Annotated in this window: 21 protein-coding genes; 12 read left to right on the forward strand and 9 right to left on the reverse strand. The window is 71.9% G+C overall.

Annotated features, from left to right (window positions below):
* The first annotated feature begins 50 nt into the window (after positions 1-50).
* Complete coding sequence (locus MED15_RS24810) at positions 51-818, forward strand: polyprenol monophosphomannose synthase (protein ID WP_091402208.1); 768 nt, start codon at positions 51-53, stop codon at positions 816-818.
* A gap of 125 nt (positions 819-943) precedes the next feature.
* Here the strand turns inward: MED15_RS24810 and MED15_RS24815 are convergent, their stop codons facing one another.
* A complete protein-coding gene (locus MED15_RS24815; RefSeq protein ID WP_112583410.1) occupies positions 944-2,551 on the reverse strand; it encodes a phytoene desaturase family protein in 1,608 nt (535 codons plus the stop codon).
* A 72-nt stretch (positions 2,552-2,623) separates the two neighbouring features.
* Here MED15_RS24815 and MED15_RS24820 point away from each other — a divergent pair, with 72 nt between their 5' ends.
* A complete protein-coding gene (locus MED15_RS24820) occupies positions 2,624-4,057 on the forward strand; it encodes an aldehyde dehydrogenase family protein (RefSeq protein ID WP_112583411.1) in 1,434 nt (477 codons plus the stop codon).
* A gap of 72 nt (positions 4,058-4,129) precedes the next feature.
* Here MED15_RS24820 and MED15_RS24825 read toward each other — a convergent pair whose 3' ends face one another.
* Positions 4,130-4,531 carry a ChaB family protein gene (locus MED15_RS24825; RefSeq protein WP_112583412.1) on the reverse strand — a complete coding sequence of 134 codons (402 nt, stop codon included), beginning with the start codon at positions 4,529-4,531 and terminating at the stop codon, positions 4,130-4,132.
* A 175-nt stretch (positions 4,532-4,706) separates the two neighbouring features.
* On the opposite strand from MED15_RS24825, the gene MED15_RS24830 reads away from it, so the two are divergent.
* The 4 genes from MED15_RS24830 to MED15_RS24845 all read left to right on the forward strand — a co-directional run bounded on the left by MED15_RS24830 (position 4,707) and on the right by MED15_RS24845 (position 7,096).
* On the forward strand, positions 4,707-5,693 hold the full coding sequence (locus MED15_RS24830) for a YihY/virulence factor BrkB family protein (protein WP_112726622.1): 987 nt from the start codon (positions 4,707-4,709) through the stop codon (positions 5,691-5,693).
* A 100-nt stretch (positions 5,694-5,793) separates the two neighbouring features.
* Entirely contained in the window at positions 5,794-6,210 is a 417-nt protein-coding gene (locus MED15_RS24835) for a DUF2795 domain-containing protein (protein WP_091401660.1), read from the forward strand.
* A 52-nt stretch (positions 6,211-6,262) separates the two neighbouring features.
* Complete coding sequence (locus MED15_RS24840; protein ID WP_112583414.1) at positions 6,263-6,724, forward strand: SRPBCC family protein; 462 nt, start codon at positions 6,263-6,265, stop codon at positions 6,722-6,724.
* A 108-nt stretch (positions 6,725-6,832) separates the two neighbouring features.
* On the forward strand, positions 6,833-7,096 hold the full coding sequence (locus MED15_RS24845; RefSeq protein ID WP_112731412.1) for a hypothetical protein: 264 nt from the start codon (positions 6,833-6,835) through the stop codon (positions 7,094-7,096).
* Here the strand turns inward: MED15_RS24845 and MED15_RS24850 are convergent.
* Complete coding sequence (locus MED15_RS24850) at positions 7,051-8,364, reverse strand: MFS transporter (protein WP_112583416.1); 1,314 nt, start codon at positions 8,362-8,364, stop codon at positions 7,051-7,053. The genes MED15_RS24845 and MED15_RS24850 overlap by 46 nt on opposite strands.
* A gap of 158 nt (positions 8,365-8,522) precedes the next feature.
* Between MED15_RS24850 and MED15_RS24855 the strand changes: the two genes are divergently transcribed.
* Entirely contained in the window at positions 8,523-8,732 is a 210-nt protein-coding gene (locus MED15_RS24855) for a hypothetical protein (RefSeq protein WP_091401653.1), read from the forward strand.
* Here the strand turns inward: MED15_RS24855 and MED15_RS24860 are convergent.
* Positions 8,729-9,178: a hypothetical protein gene (locus tag MED15_RS24860; protein WP_112583417.1), complete on the reverse strand. Its 450-nt coding sequence runs from the start codon at positions 9,176-9,178 to the stop codon at positions 8,729-8,731. The genes MED15_RS24855 and MED15_RS24860 overlap by 4 nt on opposite strands.
* A gap of 162 nt (positions 9,179-9,340) precedes the next feature.
* Here MED15_RS24860 and MED15_RS24865 point away from each other — a divergent pair, with 162 nt between their 5' ends.
* Positions 9,341-9,694 carry a DUF6401 family natural product biosynthesis protein gene (locus MED15_RS24865; RefSeq protein ID WP_112583451.1) on the forward strand — a complete coding sequence of 118 codons (354 nt, stop codon included), beginning with the start codon at positions 9,341-9,343 and terminating at the stop codon, positions 9,692-9,694.
* A gap of 67 nt (positions 9,695-9,761) precedes the next feature.
* On the opposite strand, the gene MED15_RS24870 is transcribed toward MED15_RS24865, so the two are convergent.
* Positions 9,762-10,571: a mechanosensitive ion channel family protein gene (locus MED15_RS24870; RefSeq protein ID WP_091401646.1), complete on the reverse strand. Its 810-nt coding sequence runs from the start codon at positions 10,569-10,571 to the stop codon at positions 9,762-9,764.
* 198 nt (positions 10,572-10,769) lie between these two features.
* On the opposite strand from MED15_RS24870, the gene MED15_RS24875 reads away from it, so the two are divergent.
* From MED15_RS24875 to MED15_RS24885, 3 genes are all read left to right on the forward strand, one after another.
* A complete protein-coding gene (locus MED15_RS24875) occupies positions 10,770-12,908 on the forward strand; it encodes an ATP-binding SpoIIE family protein phosphatase (RefSeq protein ID WP_112737097.1) in 2,139 nt (712 codons plus the stop codon).
* Between the two features lie 25 nt (positions 12,909-12,933).
* Positions 12,934-13,611 carry an HAD family hydrolase gene (locus tag MED15_RS24880; RefSeq protein WP_112583419.1) on the forward strand — a complete coding sequence of 226 codons (678 nt, stop codon included), beginning with the start codon at positions 12,934-12,936 and terminating at the stop codon, positions 13,609-13,611.
* A gap of 107 nt (positions 13,612-13,718) precedes the next feature.
* Entirely contained in the window at positions 13,719-15,014 is a 1,296-nt protein-coding gene (locus MED15_RS24885) for a cation:proton antiporter (protein ID WP_112737099.1), read from the forward strand.
* Between the two features lie 9 nt (positions 15,015-15,023).
* On the opposite strand, the gene MED15_RS24890 is transcribed toward MED15_RS24885, so the two are convergent.
* Positions 15,024-15,962, reverse strand: a complete 939-nt coding sequence (locus MED15_RS24890; protein WP_167457732.1) for an NAD(P)/FAD-dependent oxidoreductase — start codon at positions 15,960-15,962, stop codon at positions 15,024-15,026.
* Positions 15,963-16,066: 104 nt separating this feature from the next.
* On the opposite strand from MED15_RS24890, the gene MED15_RS24895 reads away from it, so the two are divergent.
* Positions 16,067-16,285 carry a DUF3072 domain-containing protein gene (locus MED15_RS24895; RefSeq protein WP_091402204.1) on the forward strand — a complete coding sequence of 73 codons (219 nt, stop codon included), beginning with the start codon at positions 16,067-16,069 and terminating at the stop codon, positions 16,283-16,285.
* Positions 16,286-16,393: 108 nt separating this feature from the next.
* Here the strand turns inward: MED15_RS24895 and MED15_RS24900 are convergent, their stop codons facing one another.
* From MED15_RS24900 to MED15_RS24910, 3 genes are all read right to left on the reverse strand, one after another.
* The gene (locus tag MED15_RS24900) at positions 16,394-16,894 is read right to left on the reverse strand and encodes a metallophosphoesterase family protein (RefSeq protein WP_112602185.1); all 501 of its coding nucleotides are present in this window, start codon (positions 16,892-16,894) and stop codon (positions 16,394-16,396) included.
* Between the two features lie 131 nt (positions 16,895-17,025).
* Positions 17,026-19,902: a ricin-type beta-trefoil lectin domain protein gene (locus tag MED15_RS24905; RefSeq protein ID WP_208646721.1), complete on the reverse strand. Its 2,877-nt coding sequence runs from the start codon at positions 19,900-19,902 to the stop codon at positions 17,026-17,028.
* Between the two features lie 153 nt (positions 19,903-20,055).
* The gene (locus tag MED15_RS24910; protein WP_112583424.1) at positions 20,056-21,888 is read right to left on the reverse strand and encodes a glycoside hydrolase family 15 protein; all 1,833 of its coding nucleotides are present in this window, start codon (positions 21,886-21,888) and stop codon (positions 20,056-20,058) included.
* Positions 21,889-21,986: the final 98 nt, after the last annotated feature.

Consider the following 21,986-nt stretch of genomic DNA (forward strand, 5'->3'; position numbering starts at 1 on the left):
AACTAGATACCCTTTCCATGACCCTTGTCCGCAAACCGAGGATGACCGACATGATCAAGCCGGTGCAGTTGCCGACGCCGTGGCGGGACGCACGCCTGACCGTCGTGGTGCCCACGTACAACGAGGCGGGCAACCTCCCGGCGCTGGTCGAGCGGCTGCTCGCGCTGCCGCTGCCGGGGCTGCGCATCCTCGTCGCCGATGACAACTCCCCCGACGGCACCGGGGAGGTGGCCGACAAGCTGGCCATCGAGCACCCCGACCGGATCGAGGTGGTGCACCGCGCCGGCAAGGAGGGCCTCGGCCGGGCGTACGTGGACGGGATGACCCGGGCGATCGAGGGCGGCGCCGAGTACGTGGCGCAGATGGACGCCGACCTCTCGCACCCGCCCGAGGCGCTGCCGGGGATGCTCGGCGCGCTGCTCTCCACCCAGGCCAGTGTGGTGATCGGTTCCCGGTACGTCCCCGGCGGCGAGCTGGACGAGAACTGGCCGCTCTACCGCCGGGCGCTCAGTGGCTGGGCCAACCTCTACGTGCACACCCTGCTACGGGTACGTATCCGGGACCTGACCGCCGGCTTCAAGATCTGGCAGGCCGAAGCCCTGCGCGACATCGACCTGGAGCGGGTGCAGTCCAACGGCTACAGCTTCCAGGTGGAGATGCACTACCTCGCCACCAAGCTGGGGCACACCATCCTGGAGGTGCCGATCCGCTTCGAGGAGCGGCGCGACGGCGTCTCCAAGATGACCACCGCGACCAAGGTGGAGAGCGCGCTCATGCCCTTCCGCCTCCGCAGCAAACACCGCAACATCACCCGCTAACCCTCCCCCCTCTCCTCTCCCCCACCCCGCCCGGGTGATCAAGAGGTTTGCGTCAGATCCGCCGACGCTGACGACGCAAACCTCTTGATCACCGGGAGCCAAGGGGGTGGGGGTGGGGGTGGGAATTAGTCGGGGTAGATGGCGCGGTGGGCTGTGGAGATGGCTGCGGCGTAGGCGCGGCCGGTGAGCGCGCGGTCGCGGGCCAGCGCGGCGCGGGCCGCGTTCGCGCCCGGTGCGCCGTGCACACCGCCGCCGGGGTGCGCCGACGCGCTGGCCAGGAAGAGCCGGTCCACCGGGGTGTCCGCCCGGCCCAGGCCGGGGATCGGTCGCAGGAAGAGCTGCTGGTACGCGGCGGCGGTCCCGCCGCCGAGCGCGCCACCGACCAGGCTCGGATTGCCCTTCTCCAGGTCGGCCGGCCCGGCCACGTGTCGGCCCACGATGAGGCTCCGGAAACCGGGGGCCGCCGCCTCCAGCACGTCCTCCATCCGCTGCACGTGCCCGGCGATCTCCTCGGCCCGCCAGTTCCGCCGGAACGGCAGATGGGTGTACGACCAGAGCGACTCGGTGCCCGGAGGGGAGTGGCTCGGGTCCGCCACCGACATCTGCCCGACCAGCAGGAACGGGTCGCGGGGCAGCTCGCCACGGGCCAACTCGCTGGCGTAGTGGGTGAGCCCGTTCAGGTCCGCGCCGAGGTGCACGGTGCCGGCGCCGGCCACCTGCCGGTTCGTCCAGGGCACCGGCGCGGAGAGCGCCCAGTCCACCTTCAGCGTGGAACCGTCCCACCGGAAGTGCGCCAGGTCCTCCACCAGCCGGGACGGCAGTGCCGCCGCGCCGACCAGGTCGAGGTAGAGCGCCGGCGCCGGCACGTCGGCGAGCACGGCCCTCCGGGCCCGCCACAGCCCGCCGCCGACGGTCCGGACCCCCATCGCCCGGCCCCGGGCGGTGAGCACCCGATCGGCCCGGGCACCGTAGATGATCGTCCCGCCGAGCCCCTGTAGCCGATCCACCAGCGCGTTGGTGATCTGCTGCGCGCCTCCGTCGGGCACCGGCCAGCCGACCTGCTGGCCGAGCATGGCCAGCAGCCAGCCGTACACCCCGGAGCCGGCCTCCTCCGGGGAGAGGTCGGTGTGCAGGGCACAGCCGGCCAGCAGGGCCGGCCCGCCGGGACCGTCGAAGAGTTCGTCGCCAAGTTTGCGGACCGGCACGACCAGGCGCCGCGCGAGTCGCAGCGCGCCGGCGACGCGCAACCGACGCAGGAGGCCCAGCCCGCCGCGTACCGGTGGGAACGGCGAGGTGATCGCCTCCAGCATTGGGTCGGCCACGTCGAGCCAGTCGGTGTACGCGTTGAGCCAGCGCTTACCGTCCCCGGGGGCGAACTGCTCCAGCGACGCTGCCGTGACGTCCGGGTCCCGGTTGATCACCGCGGCTCGACCGTCCGGCAGCAGGTGCGCCAGCACGTCCGGCGAGTGCCGCCAGGACAGCCCGTGTCGACCCAGGTCCAGGCCGCCCAGCACGGGCGAGGCGTACCCGAGGGGGTAGAAAGAGCTGTAGAGGTCGCTGAGGTAGCCGGGTGCGGTGACCTCGGCGGAGCGGACCGCGCCGCCGGGCACCGCTGTCGCCTCCAGCACCACCACGTCCCAGCCGGCGTCGGCCAGCAGGTTGGCCGCCACCAGGCCGTTGTGCCCGGCGCCGACGATGACGGCGTCCGCGCTCTGCGCGGTGGTGGTTGTCATCGGATCCGCCTACCCGGCGCGCAACCGGGCGAAACGCGTTTGCCTCGTCGAGGCCGGGGCATCCAACGCCGCATGTACACGGTTGCGCAGCTGGTGGGCGGAGTGTGGGGTGCGGGCGGCGACGGCGGCGAACTGGTGGTGCGTGATCCGGCGGACGACGCGCCGGTGAGCACGGTGCCGGTGGCCACTGCCGACGAGGTGGGCAAGGCGACCCAGGCGGCCCGCAACGCGGCGGCCCAGTGGGCGGCGACCGCTCCTGCGGAACGCGCGGCGGCGCTGCACCGGGCCGCGGACGCGGTGGAGGCGGTCATCGAGGAGTTGGCGGCGGCGGTCACCGCGGAGATGGGCAAGCCGTTGGCGGACGCCCGCGGCGGCGTCGAGGCGGGGATCGGCACCCTGCGACAGTATGCGGAACTGGCACCGCTGCGTGGCGGGCGCACGCTGAACGGCGAGACCGACGCGCTGGACTTCCTGACCCCGCAGCCACGCGGGGTGGTCGCGGCGATCACCCCCTGGAACGACCCGGTGGCGGTCTCCTGTGGACTGCTCGGCGCGGCCCTGGTGACCGGGAACGTGGTGCTCTACAAGCCGAGCGAACGGACACCGGCGACGGGTTGGCTGCTGGCCCGAGCACTGGACCAGGCCCTGCCGGCCGGGGTGTTGTCGCTGCTCACCGGCGGCCCGGAGGTGGGTGCGGCACTGGCGGCGCAGGACGTCGACGTGGTGGCCCACGTGGGTTCCACAGCGACCGGGCGGGCGATCGCCGCCGCAGCGGCCCGCACCGGCGCGAAGGTGCTCCTGGAGAACGGCGGCAGTGACCCGTTGATCGTGGATGCGGGCGTCGACCCGGAGTGGGCGGCGGAGCAGGCCGCGCTCGGCGCGTTCGCCAACGCCGGGCAGATCTGCGTGGCGGTGGAGCGGCTCTACGTGCACCGGGAGGTGGCCGACGACTTCGTGGCCGCGCTGGTACGCCGCGCCGGAGCCCTACGGGTCGGACCGGGCCGGGACCCGGGCACCGAGCTGGGCCCGCTGGTCGACCGGCGGCACCGGGACCACGTGCACGGGCAGGTGGCGGCCGCGGTGGCGGACGGCGCACGGGTGCGGGTGGGCGGCGAGGTGCCGGACGGGCCGGGGGCGTTCTACCCGGCCACCGTCGTCACCGACTGCCGCCACGACATGCCGCTGGTCCGGGAGGAGACCTTCGGGCCGGTCGCCCCTGTGGTGGTGGTCGACTCGTTCGACGAGGCGCTGCGCTGCGCTGCGGACTCCCCGTACGGGCTGGCCGCAACGGTGTTGACCCCGTCGATGAGTCACGCGCAGCGGGCGTGGCGGGAGCTGCCCGTGGGCACGGTCAAGGTCAACGCGGTGTTCGGGGGTGCGCCGGGGGGTGCCGCGCATCCGCGCCGAGCCAGCGGGCAGGGCTTCGGGTACGGCCCGGAGCTGCTGGACGAGTTCACCGCCACGAAGGCGGTGCACATCGAGGCGCCCGGCGGCGGGCACTGGTGAACGGTACGGGCGGACGCAGGGGTGGCGCGTCCGCCCGTACCGCGTCGGTTGTGCTCCGGTGTGCGGCCGCGGTCAGTCGCCGCGGGCCTTGCGGGTGGCGCGGTCGTTGGCCTTCTCGATGGCCGTGACCAGCTCCGGTTTGGTCATGCCGGACCGCCCGGGCACGTCGAGTTTGCGGGCCACCGACATCAGGTGGTCCTTGGTGGCGTTGGCGTCCACGCCACCGGCTGTGGGGGCCCGCCGTTCCGGCCCGCCACCGGCGGCCTGCTGGTCGCTGGGGCCCTTGCGGCCCTTCGGCTCCCAGTGGTCGCCCACCTTCTCGAACTCATGCTTCACGGCGGCGAAGGCGGTGCGGTGCGACCGCTCCCCCTCGCCGTAGGTCTCGACCGCCGAGTCGTGCGTCTTCTCCCATGTGCGCTGCGCCTTCTCCGGGGAGCGTCGCAGCGTGCTGGGCAGGTCTTCGCGCCCGGGCATCTCGTCCTCCTCCGTGTCGACACTGTCACTGTGACCGTTCCCCGGTGACCGGGCGGCAAACCGTAGCGACGCCGCCCGGTACCGCGTGGGTTTGTCGATTTCACCATCCGGGTACCGCCGGGCCAGGCCAGACCGGACGACCGGTCATCCGGCGGCCGGGGCGCAGGGAGCGGGCATGACGACCACGGAGCCCGATACGACGCTCGACGGCACACCGGACACGCGGGTGCCCCGACGGATGCGGCAGTTGAGCTGGCGGACCTGGCGCGGGGTGCTGGTTCGCAGCGTGCAGAACTTCGTCAACGACAACTGCTCCGACTGGGCCGCCGCGCTGACGTACTACGGGGTGCTGGCGCTCTTTCCGTCCGCCATCGTGGTGGTGGCGCTGGTCGGTCTGGTCTCCGACGGGGAGCGGACCCTGGACACGGTGGTCGACCTGGCCAACCAGGTGGGCGCCGGGTCGGTGCTGACAAACGACGAGGGTGGCGTGGTCGGGGTGATCCGGACCGTGGTGCTCGACCAGAGCAACCCCAAGCTGCTGCTGAGCTTCGGCCTGCTCGGCGCGCTCTGGTCCGCGTCGGGTTTCATCGGTGCCTTCACCCGAGCCTCGAACGCCGTCTACGGGGTGACCGAGGGCCGCCCGGTCTGGAAGCTTCGACCGCTACAGATCGGCCTGGCGGCGATCACGCTGGTGCTGCTCGCGGTGGTCGCCCTCGGCCTGATCGTCAGTGGGCCGGTCACCGATGCGGTCGGCGACCTGATCAACGCCGGCGGCCTGGCCCGCACGACGTGGAGCGTGGCGAAGTGGCCGGTCCTCGCCATGATCATGATGGTGCTGCTGTCCCTGCTGTTCTGGATCGCGCCGAACGTGCGTCAGCCCCGGTTCCGCTGGCTCACCCCGGGCGGCGCGGTGGCCCTGATCTCCTGGGCGGCGGCCTCCTTCGGCTTCGGCCTCTACGTGGCCAACTTCGGCTCGTACAACACCACCTACGGCAGCCTCGGAGCGGCCATCGCGTTCCTGGTCTGGCTCTACCTGTCCAACTCGGCGCTGATGCTGGGTGTGCAGATCAACTCCGAGGTGCAGCGCGGACGGCAGTTGCAGGCCGGCGACCCGGACCCGGACGAGCCGGTGCTGCCGCCCCGCAAGCCCGCCGACGAGTGAGGTCCCGTTCGGTCGTGTTGTCCGGTTCGCCGACGGGCCGGGGGCCGGTTCGCGGCCCGGTGCCGGTTTACCGCGCCGGGTGCCGGGTAGCGCAGAAGGCATGGAGCGTGGCAACAGCAAGCACGGACCGAGGATCGACGAACAGATGAGTCAGGAGGTCAGCGGCCTCGTACAGGGGCCGGGGACCGGTGGCTCTCGGGTCGACGAGTTCCGGGTGCCCGAACCGGCCGGTGAGGACCAGCCGGAGGTGAGCACCGTCCCGGCGGGTGAGACGCGCACCGGCGCCCCGAAGGGCATGAGCTCCACGGACGTCGAGCAGCGCAGCCGGCTCGGCCGGTTCATCTCGATGAGCGCGCTGCCGGGCGACCGTCTGGTGCTCATTGCCAGCGCTCGTGAGAACGAGGCGCCGGACGACATCGTGGCGGCGCTGGAACGGCTGCCCGAGGGCACCGTCTACCAGACGGTCTCCGAGGTGTGGGCCGCGCTGGGCAACAAGAACGAGACAACTCGCTGGTGATCAGGATCGCCCCCGATCCGGCAATCCACCGGCGACTGAAGGAGGTTCCCCGATGAGTGGCGTTACCGAACATGTGGACGTTTCCGTACCCGTACGCACCGCGTACGACCAGTGGACGCAGTTCGAGGAGTTCCCCGAGTTCATGGAGGGTGTGCAGGAGGTCCGGCAGCTCTCCGACACGATGACCCACTGGACTGTGGACATCGCCGGGGTGAAGCGCGAGTTCGACGCCGAGATCACCGAGCAGCTGCCCGACGAGCGCGTCGCCTGGCGCTCCACCGGCGGCACCCAGCAGGCCGGTGTGGTGACCTTCCACCGGCTCGACGAGGACAAGACCCGCGTCACCCTGCAGCTTGAGTTCGAGCCGCACGGGGTGGTCGAGCAGGCCGGTGACAAGCTCGGCATCGTCGACCGGCGGGCCAAGAGCGACCTGGAGCGGTTCAAGACCTTCATCGAGCGACGCGGTCAGGAGACCGGTGCCTGGCGCGGGTCGGTGGACCGTCCGCAGCCGTGACCTGAGCAGTGACACCGATGGCCGCCAGAATCCTGGCGGCCATCGCCGTGTCTCAGCCTTGTCGCACGCCACCGTTTGCGATCATCGCGCCCGGGTACCGCTCAAGACATGACCGACGACAGCATCAGGGTGTGGCGGGACGAGGAGCGGATTCCGTTGGAAGAGCTGGAGCAGGCCGTGGCCGGCTCCAGCCTCGACGGGCAGGCCGACGACGTGACCGGCAACGACGCGGGGGAAGAGGCGACGTTCGGCCACGGGCCGGCAGCGGACGACCGGAAGGGGCAGGCCCAGGGCAACGGCCGGGAGGACACCGACCCGGAGCGCCGCTACCGCCCGTCCACCACCGGGCGGACCGGTCCGGACGCGGGCTGACCCTCCCGGCCGGGCTGAGTGGGCGCCGGCTGTCCGGTGGGCCGGCCGGTCGAGCGACGGTCGCCCCACTCGTACAGCGCGATCAGCGCCAGCGCGAGCACCAGCAGGGCCGAGCCCAGCACCTGCACCGAGGTGTTGCCGATCAGCACGCCCAGCCCGGCCGGGACGAGCGCCGCACCGACGCCCGCGGCGCCGATCTGCAGCCCGATGGCCCGGTCCGCGTGCGCCGCGCCGACCCGTTCGGCGGTGGTGAGGGTGAGCAGCGGAAACACCGGCGCGGCGGCGAAACCGACAACGACCAGGCCGAGCACCGCCAGCAGGGCCGGCCCGGGAACGGCGATCAGCGCCGCGCCGACGGCCATTCCGGCAAGGCTGACGCGCAGCACCAGCCCCGCCCCCAGGCGCTCGGCCACCAGACCCTGCACGACCCGGCCGATGAAGAGGCTGCCCCAGTACGCGGAGACGCAGCCGCCGGCCAACGCCGCGCTGAGCCCGCGCCCCTCGGTCAGCAGCAGGAACGCCCACAGCCCGGCGGACACCTCGATCGCCACGTACAGCACGAAGGCGAGCGTTCCCGACCAGACCGCCGGCAGCCGCAGCGTGGCCCGAACCGGGACGCGGACGGCCGACGTCGGCCCGGCCTGGATGGCGGCACCGGCCTCGGTGGGCACCGGGGCGTCGGCCTCGGTGCTGGCCGGGGCGCCGCGGTGCCAGGCCCGCACGGTGAGCGCGAACGCGGCGGCGAGGACGAGTTGGGCGGCAGCCACGATGCCGTACCCCCAGCGCCAGGCGAGCCCGGCGCTCAGCACCGCGGTCATGATCAGTGGACCGATGGCCACGCCGAGGCCGAAGAAGGCGTGCAACCAGTTCATGTGGCGGGGTCCGAAGGCCCCGGCGGCGTACGCGTTGAGCCCGGAGTCGACCGCACCGGAGCCGAGCCCGAGCAGCAGCGCACAGCCCACCAGCACCGCCAGCACGGGGCTCACCGAGTAGCCGGTCAGCGCCAGGCTGGCCAGCAGGGTGCTGCCGGCGAGCAGGGCGCCCACGCCGACCCGGGCCAGCGTGAAGCCGGCCAGCACGCTGGAGGTGAGATAGCCGACGGTGCCGGCGGTGAGCACCCACCCGACCGCCTCGGTCGGCACGTCGAAGTCACCCCGGATCGAGGGCCAGCTGACGCCGAGCAGGCCGTCGGGCAGGCCGAGACTGACGAACGCGAGGTAGGACAGCAGGAGCAGTGCGGCGCGAGGACGCGCGGGCGGGGTGGACACGAGACACCATCCTGCCGCAGGGGCACCCTAGCGCCGTCGGCACCCGATCGCCCTCGGCGCAAAGAAGTCGTGTCCGTACGGTCGAGAAAACGGACAGCTCATCCAGAATCGGCCGATCGGAGGACGGCAAGCCGGCCGGTTCGCGTAAGAATTTCGGGATGCATCAAGGCTCCGGAATCCTCTCCACGCGTCAGCGCCGGCTCGCCTGGCTCGGCTTCCTGCTCGCCGCGCTCCAGGCGCCCGTGTCCGCCTGGCTCGTCGCCGACGAGTCGTGGCTGTTCAGCCTCTGCGTCGCGCTGATGGTGGCCACCGTGATCATCGCTGACGACGCGGCACGGCGTCGCCCGGCCAACGCGACAAGCGACTAGCCTCCGCCGCCCGGCCGGGCCTCGTGGCCCGGCCGGCCCCGGCTACGGCGGCGTTCCTTCATCTCCGCCTCGTAGAGGTGGCGCCGCCCACCCACCAACTCGTCGCGGGCCTGCTGGTCCAACTCCCGGAACAGCGCGTGGTAACCGTCGTCGAAGTCCTCGACGATCTGAAACGTCCACCGTCCGGCGATGACGTTGCGGCCACGCAGCTCCGTGGCGATCCGGTCGGCGAGATGCGGATGCCCGGCGGCGCGAAACTGCTCCACCGCGTCGTCGAGCATCAGGTCGGCATGGCCGATCAACTGGTGCACCGAGTAGAGGTGCCCCCGGGCCCGCTCCACACACTCCAGGGCCTCGCTGAGCTTGCCGAGCGCGGCGACAGTAGCGTCGCTGACGCCGTCCGGCCGCCGGTGCCGCTCGTCGGGTCCGTCCGCCTGCTGTCCCATCCGTGCCTCCGTGCCGGGTGCCGTCGTCCGTGGGTGTTCTCCAGCTGCCCCGTCTGTGCCGGATCAATCCCCCAGGTCAGCGGCGTCCGCCCCAGTGGGACAGCCGACATCCGCCGAGTGGCCGAGGTCGACACTGTCACCGGTCGGTTAGCCTCGGTCACCATGCGTGTGCCGTTCAACCGGGTCGCCTCCCGTACCGCCGTCGACTCGGCGCGGTCCACCCTGGCCGCCCTCACCGTCTCCGTGGGAACCGTCGGGCTCGCCGCCGCCGCCGCGCGACCGGGGCTGCTGGCCCTCGTCGACCAGCATGCGGCGGCCGTCCGGGACAGCCTCGACGGGGACCGCACGCCGCTGACCTCCGCGGCGCTCGCCGGCTACGCGGAGGGGGTGCGTGCCGCCGCCCTGGAGCACGGGTGGACGCCGCCCAGCGGGCCGGTGGACTGGAGCCACCCGGAGTGGCTGCTCACCCGGCTGGTCGCGGTCTGCGCGCTGGCTCGCGCACTCGACCGGCACTGACACGCGAGGGAGGGCGCCCCGCGTCGTCCGCGGAACACCCTCCGACCCGTCGTGCCGTTCCGCCCCGCTACGAGCGGTACTGCTGGGCTTCGTCCACCCGAGGCATGGCCTGGGTGCGGTCACCCCCGCGGTCGGCCATCTGCCGCTCCACGTCGCTACGCCCGGCCGACGTGGCCTGACGTTGCTGCTGCACCGCCCGAGCCTCCTGGGCCGCCCGGTCCAGCCAGCCGTCCCAGCGCTTCTGCATCGGCTTCACGAGACCACCGCCGACGCCGACGATCAGGATGCCGGCCACCGTGGCGAGCACCGCGATCAGCACCGGGGTGGTCACAGTGGTGGCGATACCCACCTGGTTCAGGGCGGCGATCACACCGAGCGCGATGATGAAGATCGCCGTCAGGTCGGCCAGGACCTTGCCGTACGAGAGCCCTCCCAACGCCCCGGTGACCAGATCCCGGACAGCGTTGGCGATCGCGGCCGCCACCACCACGATGACGATCGCGATGAACGCGCGCGGCAGCCAGGACACCACGCCGCTGATCAGGTCACTGATCGCGTTGGGCCCCCAGACTCCGAAGGCGAACTGCAGCGTGAACAGCAGTACGGCGTAGTACGCCAGTCTGGCCAGAATGTCGCTGGCGTCGTACTTCGTTCTCTCCAGGGCCCGTTTGATGCCACCGCGTTCGACCGCCTGGTCGAAACGCACCCGTTCCAGCACCGTATCCACGATCTTGAGGACGGCTCTGGCGATGAGCCAGCCGACCACGAGGATGACGATGAAGGCCACTGCCTTCGGGATGAAGAGCAGCACCGACCTCCAGGTGTCGGCGATGGCATCGCCGATGTCGGCCTGCCGGACCGCGAGGGTTTTCAGCATGATGTCCCTCCTGTCGCATGGACTGCGCCGGGCGCATACCCGGCAACCGGTCCGGCACTCCGCGCAGCGTGCGGCGTTTTTCCCGACAGACCTCCGGACAGGGGCCGTGAACTGCCCGAACAGCCACCGCGACGGACGCGGCCACGGCCCGCCGCCATGGTCGGATGCCTTTCCCGGTCGGCCGACTAGGCTGCGAACATGCCAGGAACGGTCGGGCGGGTCCCCACGCCAGCAACTCCGGGCCCGGACGCACCCACCGGGTCCGGCCCGGCCGTCGGCGTGCTCGCCCACGACTGGGCCAACACCCCGCTGGGTCCGGCCGACGACTGGGACGTCGCCCTCCAGGCCGTGGTGGAGCTGGTCCTCGCCTCGCCGATGCCGATGGCCCTGGCGTACGGCGACGACCTCGTCCTGCTCTACAACGCCGGCTACGCCGAGCTGCTGGGCACCAAGCACCCGAGCGCCCTCGGTCGTCCGGCCTCCGAGGTGTTCGAGGAGATCTGGGCGCTGCCCGGCGTCGGTGCGGTGATCGAGCGCTGCTACCGGCAGGGCGAGGCCTTCCTGGAGAAGGAGTCCACCCTGCCGCTGGTCCGGGGGCACTCCGCGACGGTGGAACAGGCGGTCTTCACCCGGGGCTACTCACCGGTGCGCGACAGCGCAGGTCACATCGTCGGCGTGTTGACGGTCGCGGCCGAGACCACCCACGTCACCGAGCAGTTGCAGAGCCTCAGCGAGGTGGCCGCGGCGCTCGCCGGCACCCTCACCCTCGACGACGTGGCCCGGGTGGCGCTGCGGTACGCGATCACCACGTTCGACCCCGACCAGGCCTCGTTCGCTGTCGACGAGGGCGGCGGTGGCTGGCGCATGGTGCGTCGGGTCCGTGGCGAGTTGTTGGACGAGGCCGACGAGCGGCTTCCCCCGCTCTGGCGGCGCGCACCGGCGGACTGGTCGGCCCCGGTGGTGCAGGCGGCCCGCTCCGGCGCCCCGACGTTCACCCGCGACGGGCAGCCGCTGCGGGACACCGCCGTGGACCGCCACGACCAGAAGATCCGGGCGATGGCGGCCCTGCCGCTGGGCACCTCGGTGGTCCGCGGCGGGCTGGCGGTCGGCTACCAGGTCCCGCACGCCTGGTCTCCCGCCGAGCGGGCGCTGCTGGCCGCCTCGGCGGAGCTGATCGGCCAGGCCGCGGAGCGGGCCCGCCGGTTCGAGACCCAGCACGGCACGGCCCAACTGTTGCAGCGCAGCATGTTGCCGGAGCACCTGCCGGATCTGCCCCGGTTGCGGATCGCGGCCCGCTACGACCCGGGCGTGGACGGCAACGCGGCCGGCGGTGACTTCTACGATGCGTTCCTGCTGCCCAACGGCTCGCTCGGCGTGGTGCTGGGCGACGTCGCCGGTCACGACGTGCAGGCCGCCGCGCGGATGGGGCAGGTCCGGGCCGCGCTGCGCGCCCTGGCCCTGGCCGACCCGACGCCCGCTGCGGTCCTGGGCGGCCTGGACCGGCTGGTGACCAGCCTCGGCGTGGAGGCCGGCACCCACGAGCTGTTCGTCACCGTGGCGTTCGGGGTGATCGACGCGGAGCGGCGGGAGCTGACCCTGTCCAGCGCGGGGCACCCCGCGCCGCTGATCCGCCGCGGCGACCCGGATGGTCGGTTCCACGCCGAGTACGTCGACGTCCCGGCCGGGCCGCCGCTGGGGTTGGGCGGCCGGCCGGGCACCACTACCGTCCCGTTCCGCCCCGGCGACACCCTGCTGCTGTTCAGCGACGGGGTGGTGGAGCGTCGCCGGCAGAGCCTGAGCGCCGGGCTGGCCACCCTGAGCGACGCCATCGCCAAGGCCGGCAGCGGCGACCCACGGGCGCTCTGCGCGGTGGCCACCGCGGCGGTCCCGGGCGGCACGGAGGACGACGTGGCCGTGCTGGCGGTCGAGCACGCGCTCAAACCGAGTCGTTCGGCGAGCATGGAGGTGCCCGCCGAGCCGACCGCGCCCAGCCGGGTCCGGCACTGGCTGACCGGCCAGCTCACCGAGTGGCAGGTGCCCGAGTCGGTGATCGGGGCGGCGGTGCTCTGCACCAGCGAGCTGACCACCAACGCGTTGCTGCACGCCGGCACGGCCGCCCGGGTGGAGATTGACCTCAGCGCCGAGCGGCTGCTCGTCTCGGTCGCGGATTCCGGCACCCGGGGCACCGTGACCCGGGCCCGTACCGACACGTTGAGCAGTCGCGGGCGCGGCCTGGGCCTGATCGAGGAACTCAGCGACGCCTGGGGCACCGACCCGTCGGTCCGGGGCTCCACGGTCTGGTTCGAGATCCTCACGCCGCCGGCCGCGCATCCCTGAACCGCCCGAGGGTAGGAGGACGCCCATGGCTACCGACCGGCCCGCCGGGGTCCTCTTCGATGTCGACGGCACCCTTGTCGACACCACCTATCTGCACACCGTGAGCTGGTGGGAGGCGTTACGCCAGACCGATCAGCCGGTGCCGATGGCGGTGGTGCACCGTTCGATCGGGATGGGATCGGACAAACTCCTGGATCATCTCCTCGGCCCGGAGCGGGACCGCGACGCCGACTCGAAGCTGCGCGACGCGCATGACACCCTCTACGCCGAGTACTGGGAACGGCTCACGCCACTACCCCGGGCGGCCGACCTGTTGCGTGCCTGCGCCGAGCGGGGGTTGCGGGTCGTGCTGGCCACCTCCGCCTCGGAACCCGAGGTGGGCGCGCTTCGTCGGGCGCTGGCCGCCGATGACGTGATCGACACGATCACCTCCTCCGCGGACGCCCAGCAGAGCAAGCCGGCACCGGACATCCTGGTCGCCGCGTTGGAGCAGTCCGGGTTGGCCGCCGAGCGGGTGGTCTTCGTCGGCGACTCGGTGTGGGACGTCGCCGCGGCCGGGAAGCTGAACATTCCGTGTGTGGGCCTGACCTGCGGTGGCACCAGCCGCGGCGAGCTCGCCGGCGCGGGTGCCGTGTCGGTGTACGACGACCCGGCCGCGCTGTTGCACGAGTTGGCGGACTCGCCGCTCAGCCGACCCCGGTGAGGATCACTCGGGTCCACCGGCGCGGACGCGCATAGCCGGAGCCCTTGCGGGGCAAGGACTGTCACCACCTGCCCGCGCCTCGCGGGTGCGGGCAGAAGGGTGGTGCCGTGGAGCCGGTAGATGTGGCGTTCGCGCTGGTGGGCCTGGGCGCCCTGCTGGCGGGCATCCTTCCGCGGGTGCTGGAGCGGCGCCCGCTGTCCATGCCGATCGCCTTCCTCGCCCTCGGCATGCTGGTGTTCCTGCTGCCGGTCGGGCTGCCGTCACCGGACCCCCTGGCCCACCCGGAGCTGACCACCCACCTCACCGAGATCGGGGTGATCGTCGCGCTGATGGGCGCCGGGCTGAAGATTGACCGGCCGTTGAGTTGGCGGCGGTGGTCGTCCACCTGGCGACTGTTGGCGATCGCGATGCCCCTGTGCATCGCGGCGGTGGCAGTGCTCGGCTGGTGGTGGGCGGGGCTGGTGCCGGCCGCCGCGCTGTTGTTGAGCGCCGCGCTGGCGCCCACCGACCCGGTGCTCGCCGCCGACGTGCAGGTCGGCGAGCCGACCGACGTGGAGGATTCCGAGGACGAGGTCCGCTTCGCGCTGACCTCGGAGGCCGGCCTGAACGACGGGCTGGCGTTCCCGTTCGTCTACGCGGCCATCGCCATCGCCTCGACCAGCCTCGCCCCGAGCGACTGGTTGGCCGAGTGGTTCACAGTGGACGTGCTCTGGAAGATCAGCATCGGCGTCGGCGGTGGGCTGCTCATCGGCTGGCTGCTCGGCAAGCTGTTCTTCCGCGCGCCCAGTGACCTGCGGTTGGCCCGGCACGCCGAGGGCTTCCTGGCGCTGGCCGCCACGTTCCTGGCGTACGGGCTGGTGGAGGTGGTCGGCGGGTACGGCTTCCTGGCGGTGTTCGTGGCCGCCCGGGCCATTCGGGCCGCTGAGCGGACCCACGAGTTCCACTCGGTGCTGCACGACTTCGCCGAGCAGGTCGAACGGCTGCTCACCCTGGTGCTGTTGCTGCTGCTCGGCGGCGCGATCGTGGGTGGTCTGCTGGGCCCACTGACCTGGCCGGCGGCCGCCGTCGGGCTGGCGCTGGTGTTCCTGGTGCGGCCGCTGATCGGCTGGTTGTCGTTGCGTGGCGCACCGGGACGCCCGGCCGAGCACTGGGTCATCTCGTTGTTCGGCATTCGCGGCGTCGGCTCGTTCTACTACCTCGCCTACGCCACCACCAAGGCCGACTTCCCGCAGGCCGAGCTGCTCTGGGCGACCGTCGGGCTGGTGGTGCTCGTCTCCGTCGTGGTGCACGGCGTCGCGGCGACCCCGGTCATGCAGTTGCTGGACCGGGAGGGAGAGCGGACCTCCGACCCGGCCGAGCGGGACGCCGACGCTCGGCCGGTCGCGGCAGCCGGACACGCCTGAGCGGGTGACTCAGGCCAGGCGGGCGGCCAGTGCACGGCCCAGGTCCCGGCCGGAGCGCCAGGCGCTCTGCACCCGGGGCTTGCCGAACGCGTCGCCGGCCAGGCCGATTCCGTCGGCGTCGAGGTGGTGGGTGGCGCCGCCGGCGTCGCTGGTCGGCTTCGCGTACGTCCAACGGTGCACGTGCACGTCGACGGCCTGCTCGGGCAGCCCGAGCAGGTCCCGGACGGCCTGTTCGATCGCCGGGCCGGCCCCGGTGGGTTGGGCCAGGTGCCCGGCCGCGAACTCAGGCACTGTGTGCGCGACCAGCACCGGCGCGCCGTCACCGCGCCGGTCACCGTCGTCGCAGACGAGGTTGAGGACCGGATGCTCGTTGACGAACGCGCCCCGGAAGTCCGGCCAGCGCCGGGTCGGGAAGCGCAGCACCGCGGCCAGCGACGGCGACCAGCGTTGCGCCTGTACGACCCGGGTGGCGTCGGTCAGGGCCGGGTCGAGCAGCAGGGCGGCCTGCGGACCCGGCATGGCCAGGGCGACCGCCGCACACGACTGCCCGTCGACGACCGGGCCGGGTTCCACCGTGAGCACCAGTCGGTCGACGGTCACCGGCACCGAGCCGGCCAGGTGCTCGACCAACGAGCGCAGCCCACGGGGGGCGGCGAAGCGCATCGGCCCGGGCACCTCGTGGTTGCCACTCCGGTCGTACGCCTGGAAGGTGTCGGTCCATTCGCGGACCAGCCCGGCGGCGCGCCACTGCTCGACCAGTGCGGCGAAGTCCGGGTCGGTGGCGGTGAAGTAGGCGGCGCCGATGTCCGCGGGCCGGCCCTGGAAGCGTTTGCTGGCCATCCGGCCACCGCAGACGTGCCCCCGCTCCCGGATCTGCACCGGCACCCCGGCCCGGGTCAACTCGACCGCACAGGCCACCCCGGCGATGCCCGCCCCGACCACCACCACGCTCGACCGGTCCTCCGTCATCAGATGATCGTAGGTGGCGGCGTTCGGGCATGAACCACTGATGATCGGGGTACTGGCACACCTGTTCGAAAGAAAGGGTGATGATGATGACGGACCGCCGCACCGAGCAGGCCGACCAGAACGCCGCGATCAAGGACCCGGACGAGTGGGTCACCGGGGATGAGCCGCCGACCGCCGCCCAGGAGTCCTACCTGAGCACGCTTGCCCGGGAAGCCCACGCCGACCTCCCGGACGACCTGACCAAGGCCGAGGCGTCCAAGCGCATCGACGAGCTTCAGGCCGAAACGGGCCGAGGCCAGTAACCCCGACCCCCTCCACGCGATCTTGCACTTCCTGTCACGACAAAAGGGCACGCGAGGCGCGAATCGTCGACAGCAAGTGCAAGATCGCGGGTGAGGGGCGGGGTGGGGTCAGGGGCGGGGCAGGCGGTGCAGCTGGACCTCGGTGAGGGTGCCGGCGTGCACCTCGGCCGTGAGGTAGGTGGCGTGGGGTTGGGAGCGGCGGTCGGTGGGTGAGCCGGGGTTGAGCAGGCGCAGCCCACCGGGTGCCTCGGTGTCCCAGGGGATGTGCGAATGCCCGAACACCAGCAGGTCGACATCGGGAAAGCGGGCCGCGCACCGCTTCTCCCGGCCGGTCCGGGGCCCGGTCTCGTGCACCACCGCGACCCGCAGTCCGTCGAGCTCGACCCGGGCCACCTCCGGCAGCCGGGCGCGCAGCGCCGGGCCGTCGTTGTTGCCGTACACCCCGATCAGTCGGCGCGATCGCGCGGTCATGGCGTCGAGCAGGGCCTCGTCCACCCAGTCGCCGGCGTGCACCACCAGGTCGGCCGCCTCGATGGCCGCCCAGAGTGGCCCGGGTAGGTCCCGGGCCCGCTTCGGTACGTGGGTGTCCGCCGTGAGCACCAGCCGCATACCCGGCATTGTCCCCCGAGTCCCGGCCGCCCACCCGGGGGACGTGGGTGGACGGCCGGGCTCCGCCTCCGCCGCCCGGCCCCGTGCGTCATCGACGCTCGGGTACGGGTGCCGAGCCGGTCAGGGGGCGGTCACGGCAGGGTCCAGCGTTGCGCCCCGGTGCCGTTGCAGGTCCAGATCCGCAGTTGCCGACCGTCGGTGAGGTCCGAGTTGGGGATGTCCAGGCACCGTCCGGACTGGGGGTTGCGCAGGCTGCCGTCCGGCTGGGCGGCCCACTGCTGGGCCCCGCTGCCGTTGCAGTCGTAGAGCTGCACGAGAGTGCCGTCGGTGGTGCCGCTCGCCTTCACGTCCAGGCACTTGGCGAGCCCCCGCACCGTACCGTCGCCGGGCAGGGTCCAGCGCTGGGCGGCGGTGCCGTTGCAGGTCCAGGTCTGCACCTTGGTGCCGTTGGCGGTCTGGCTGGAGGCGATGTCCGCGCACTTGCCGAGGGCCTTGACCTCACCGGTGCGCGCCCCGCCGGTGCCGACGCCGGGGCCGGTGAAGGTGTAGCTGTCCACGTCCAGCAACGCCCCGCTGCCGCCGGTGACGACCAGGTACAGGTCGTGGGTGCCGTCGTCTGGCTTGGTCACAGTGGCGCTCAGCTCGGTGTAGTTGTCCCAGCCGCCGGTGTTCGGCACCGCGATCCGGGCGACCTCGGTGCCGGTCGGTGAGTCGTACCGGAAGGAAATGGTGCCGCCGGGGCCGCCGGAGGAGACCCGGGCCCGGACGCCGGTGATCCCCTTGAGGCTCACCGCGTGGTGCCGGACGCTCTCGCCGTTCTGGACGTCACCCAGCCGCTTGCCACCCTCGGCCGCCGCCTGGTCGATCACCTTGGGGCCGTTGAGTTGGACGAAGTGCTCGGCCTGCCACTGTTTCGGGTAGAGGCTGATCTCCTGCTCACCGGTGAGTGCGGCGGAGCCGGTCGCGCCGCGATCGGTGTAGCTGCCCCGCAGGACGAAGAACAGCACCGAGTCGGGGCCGGCGTGCACCGGGCCGGTGTTGAAGGTCGCGCCGCAGCCGGTCCCCTCCCCCTCCTCGTGGGCGTGCTCCTGATGGCCCAGCGCGGCCCGGACGACCACCGCCGAGCAGGCCGGCGTGCCGTCCTGCGGGTCACTGGCCGTGGCGCCCACCGCCAGGTCCTGTCCCCAGTCGAAGAGCCCGCCGGCGGGCAGGCCGGTCAACGTGACCGTCGGCCGGTTGTTGCCGACCACCACCGACACCACAGTGGTGGCGCTGCGGCCGGTGCCGTCGTTGACGGTGAGCCGGGCGCTGTAGCTGCCGTTGGCGGAGTACGTGAAGGACGGGTTCGCGGCGGTCGAGTCGGTGCTGCCGTTGTTGGTGAAGTCCCACGCGTACGTCAGCGGGTCGCCGTCCGGGTCAGAGCTGCCGGCGCTGGAGAAGGTCACCGAGAGGGGGGCCAGTCCGTTGTCCCGGTTGACGGTGGCCTTGGCTACCGGCGACCGGCCACCCTGGACGTAGTTGATTTTGTAGAGACCGGCGTCGACCGCGCCGGAGAAGTAGCCGCTGCCGTACTCCAGCAGGTAGAGCGAGCCGTCCGGGCCGAACTGCCAGTCGATCGGGTGGACGAGTTTCATGCCGGCGAGCACCGGCTCGATGACGGTCGGCGCCCCGGTGGACGGGTTGCCGTTGTCGAACTGGACCTCCTTGATCCAGTTGCGGCAGTACTCGGAGATCAGCCACTTGTTGTCGTAGTAGGCCGGCCACTTCACGTCCGAGACGAGGTTCGGGTCGTAGTGGTAGACCTCGACGTGGTTGGGCGACCCGCACCCGCCCGGGTTGTCCAGCGCCGGCCAGTCCTCACTGCCGCCGTGCTGCTCCCAGACCAGCGCCGGTTTCGTCGGCGGGAGCTGCTGGACCCCTGTGTTGCGGGGTGAGTTGTTGACCGGGCCGGTCGAGCCGCCGCAGGGGAACCAGGCACGCGGTGTGGCGGTGGCGAAGTCCCAGTCGTTGTAGGCGACGTTGGGGCCGCCGCAGTATGGCCAGCCGTAGTTGCCGGGCCCGTTGGCCCGGTTGAACTCGTCGTAGGCCGCCGGGCCACGGTTGGCGAGGTCGGTGCCGGCGTCCGGGCCGACCTCGCCCCAGTAGAGGGTGTTGTTGGCAGTGCGGTCCACCCAGATCCGGTACGGGTTGCGCACGCCCATCACGTAGATCTCCGGCCGCGTTCGCGCGGTGCCGGCGGCGAAGAGGTTGCCGGTGGGGACGGTGTAGCTGCCGTCGTTCTCCGGGTGGATTCGGTTGATCTTGCCGCGCAGGTCGTTGGTGTTGCCCGAGGTGCGCTGGGCGTCGTACTGGGCGTTACGGTTCGTCCGCTCGTCGATCGGGGCCATCCCGGCTGAGTCGCCGCCGGAGTTGGTGTTGTCGCCGACGGCGAAGTACAGGTTGCCGGCGGTGTCCCAGCTCATCGAGCCGGCCGAGTGGCAGCAGAGATCGCGTTCGGTGGGCCACTCGATCAGCACGTCCTCGCTGCCCGGGTCGAGCAGCAGAGTGGACGGGTTGAAGGTGAACCGACTGATCCGGTTGACCAGTGGGGTGACCTTGGGCGAGTAGAAGAGGTAGACCCAGCGGTTGCTCGCGAAGCTCGGGTGCACTGTGATGCCGATCAGGCCGTCCTCGAAGCGGGCGTCCAGTGGCAGGGTCAGCGCGACCGTGGTGGACCTGGTCGCCGGGTTGTAGAGGCGGACCTGACCACCGGCGCTGCTGGTGCCCCGGTTGATGTAGAAGACCTTGCCGTCTGGTGCGACGGCCAGTTCGATCGGTTCGCCCATGGAGAGGCCGCCGTCGAGGGCGACCTTCTCGAAACCGATGGTGGCGGGCGGGGCGAGGGCGGCGGCCTGGGCCGGGGACGCGGCGGCCGGTGGAACGCTTGCCTGTGGAACGAGGCAGAGGGTGACCAGGACGGTGAGCAGTGTGGTGGCGCTGACGAGCCGTCGACGCAGAGTGCGGGACACGAGACCTCCAGCTGTCCGGGGGATCTCGGTGCCGCTCCCGCCGACTGGAGGAGCACCGCGGTGTTTCCCGGACATTAACGTCTTTCACTGGAAGGCGATAGAACTTCGCGTCATCGGATCGAAAGTCGTCAAGATTTACACGAAAGTACGGGCTCAGCGACGCGTCGGAGTGAAGTGCGCCGGGGGCATCCCGCAATCGCGCAACGTCGGGTCCTGCTCGACGTCGGTGAGCACACCGGCGGCATTGATGAGGCCGATGTGTGAGAACGCCTGCGGGAAGTTGCCCAACTGCTCCCCGGTCTGCTGGTCGATCTGCTCGGCGAACAGGCCAAGGTCGTTGACCCGACCAGCCAGATCGCGAAACAACTCGTGCGCCCGCTCCCGCTCGCCGCCCAACGCCAGGCAACTCACCAACCAGAACGAACAGATGACGAAGCCCGCCGGGTCGCCGTCCCAGCGCCGCAGCAGGCCGTCGTGCGACAGCCGCCGCTCCACCGCGCGGACCGTCGAGCGCATCCGCGGGTCATCGGCACGCAGAAAACCCACCAGCGGCATCACCAGCACCGACGCGTCCAGCTCGTCGGAATCAAAAATCCCGGTGTACGACTGGAGCCGGTCGCTCCACCCCCGCTCGAGGATCGCCGCGCGCACCTCGTCCCGGGCCGCCGTCCAGCGGGCCAGGTCCTGCGGCCCGCCGAGCTGGTCGCCGAAGCGGACCGCCCGGTCCAGCGCTACCCAGCACTCCACCTTCGAGGACACGTGGTGGTGTTGCACCCCACGCTCCTCCCACATCCCCGCGTCCGGCTGTTTCCAGTCCTGCTCGGCCTGATCGGCGAGCACCCGGAGCAGGTGGTAGACGTCCGGGTCGAACGGTTCCAGCTGGTCGCGCATCAGCCAGGCGGCGTCCATGGCCGCGCCGTAGATGTCGTTCTGCCGCTGCCGCCACGCGTCGTTGCCGGTCACCACCGGCGGGCTGTCGCGGTAACCGCCGAGCTGGTCCAGCCGATGCTCGGTGAGGTCCCGCTCCCCCAGCACCCCGTACATGATGGGCACCGGCTGGTCGCCGATTCGGCCCATCGCCCGGCCCAACCAGGCGAACTGCCGCCGCACCTCGTCGAAGCACGCCGACCGCCACAGCGCCCGCAGCGTGTGGCTGAAGTCGCGCACCCAGACGTAGCGGTAGTCGTAGTTGCGGTCCCCGCCGAGCTTCTCCGGCAGCGAGGTGGTCACCGAGGCCACCACCGCGCCGCTGGGTCGGTACGTCATGCCCTGCACCACCAGGCCGCTGCGCCGCACCTCCTCGGCGTAGAAGCCCTTGTACTCGTGTTCGTCGGCCCAGGACCGCCAGCCTGCGACGGTGTCGGCGATCGTCTGGTCGGCGTCCGGTACCTCCGGCAGTGGGGCGTCGTAGGTCGGGGCGTACCCGAGACTGAAGTTGTGGGTCGTGCCGGCGCGGACGGTGAACGTCGCTGCGGCATCGCCGTCGTCGCCGCACGCCAACCGCACGCTGCTGCGGAAGGTGAGCCGCACGGCCCCGGCGATGGCCTCAAGCATGTCCTCACGCTCGACCAGGTACGCGGTGGTGCGCCCGTACTCGAAGCGCGGACGGTAGTGCACCCGCATCGGCACCGCACCGGAGAGTCCCTGCACGCTACGGACCAGCACCTGCGGTGGGTGCATCCCTATGTCGTGACCTCGCGAGCCGGGCTCGAAGGCGAGCGCATCGGTGAGCGCGACCTCCCCCTGCGCGGTACGGAAGACGGTCCGCAGGACCAGGGTGTCCTCCAGGTAGCTCCGTTCGACAGTGAAATCGACCTCCGGTCGGATCGACCAGTGCCCCGCGCCCTCGTCGAGCAGCCGCCCGAACACCGACGGGGCGTCGAACCGGCCAGGGCACCACCAGTTCACCGAGCCCGAGGCGTCCACCAGCGCCGCGGTGCGGCCGTCGGCGAGGAACCCGTAGTCGCTGATCTGTCCGCTCTCCACCTGACTGCCTACCCGGGCAGTCCGCGCCCATTCCCCTCCTGTCCGGCGGTGGAGACCGCGTTACCGGTCGGCCTGGACGGGAACGCGGCGAGCTGACG

It is taken from the genome of Micromonospora noduli (genome assembly GCF_003264475.1).
In the GTDB taxonomy this organism is placed as follows: Bacteria; Actinomycetota; Actinomycetes; order Mycobacteriales; family Micromonosporaceae; genus Micromonospora; species Micromonospora noduli.

Bases quoted from the DNA above. Each gene is read 5' to 3' on its own strand.
- MED15_RS24810 (WP_091402208.1), top strand. From the start codon at position 51: ATGATCAAGCCGGTGCAGTTGCCGACGCCGTGGCGGGACGCACGCCTG.
- MED15_RS24815 (WP_112583410.1), bottom strand. From the start codon at position 2,551: ATGACAACCACCACCGCGCAGAGCGCGGACGCCGTCATCGTCGGCGCC.
- MED15_RS24820 (WP_112583411.1), top strand. From the start codon at position 2,624: ATGTACACGGTTGCGCAGCTGGTGGGCGGAGTGTGGGGTGCGGGCGGC.
- MED15_RS24825 (WP_112583412.1), bottom strand. From the start codon at position 4,531: ATGCCCGGGCGCGAAGACCTGCCCAGCACGCTGCGACGCTCCCCGGAG.
- MED15_RS24830 (WP_112726622.1), top strand. From the start codon at position 4,707: ATGACGACCACGGAGCCCGATACGACGCTCGACGGCACACCGGACACG.
- MED15_RS24835 (WP_091401660.1), top strand. From the start codon at position 5,794: ATGGAGCGTGGCAACAGCAAGCACGGACCGAGGATCGACGAACAGATG.
- MED15_RS24840 (WP_112583414.1), top strand. From the start codon at position 6,263: ATGAGTGGCGTTACCGAACATGTGGACGTTTCCGTACCCGTACGCACC.
- MED15_RS24845 (WP_112731412.1), top strand. From the start codon at position 6,833: ATGACCGACGACAGCATCAGGGTGTGGCGGGACGAGGAGCGGATTCCG.
- MED15_RS24855 (WP_091401653.1), top strand. From the start codon at position 8,523: ATGCATCAAGGCTCCGGAATCCTCTCCACGCGTCAGCGCCGGCTCGCC.
- MED15_RS24860 (WP_112583417.1), bottom strand. From the start codon at position 9,178: ATGGGACAGCAGGCGGACGGACCCGACGAGCGGCACCGGCGGCCGGAC.
- MED15_RS24865 (WP_112583451.1), top strand. From the start codon at position 9,341: ATGCGTGTGCCGTTCAACCGGGTCGCCTCCCGTACCGCCGTCGACTCG.
- MED15_RS24870 (WP_091401646.1), bottom strand. From the start codon at position 10,571: ATGCTGAAAACCCTCGCGGTCCGGCAGGCCGACATCGGCGATGCCATC.
- MED15_RS24875 (WP_112737097.1), top strand. From the start codon at position 10,770: ATGCCAGGAACGGTCGGGCGGGTCCCCACGCCAGCAACTCCGGGCCCG.
- MED15_RS24880 (WP_112583419.1), top strand. From the start codon at position 12,934: ATGGCTACCGACCGGCCCGCCGGGGTCCTCTTCGATGTCGACGGCACC.
- MED15_RS24895 (WP_091402204.1), top strand. From the start codon at position 16,067: ATGATGACGGACCGCCGCACCGAGCAGGCCGACCAGAACGCCGCGATC.
- MED15_RS24900 (WP_112602185.1), bottom strand. From the start codon at position 16,894: ATGCGGCTGGTGCTCACGGCGGACACCCACGTACCGAAGCGGGCCCGG.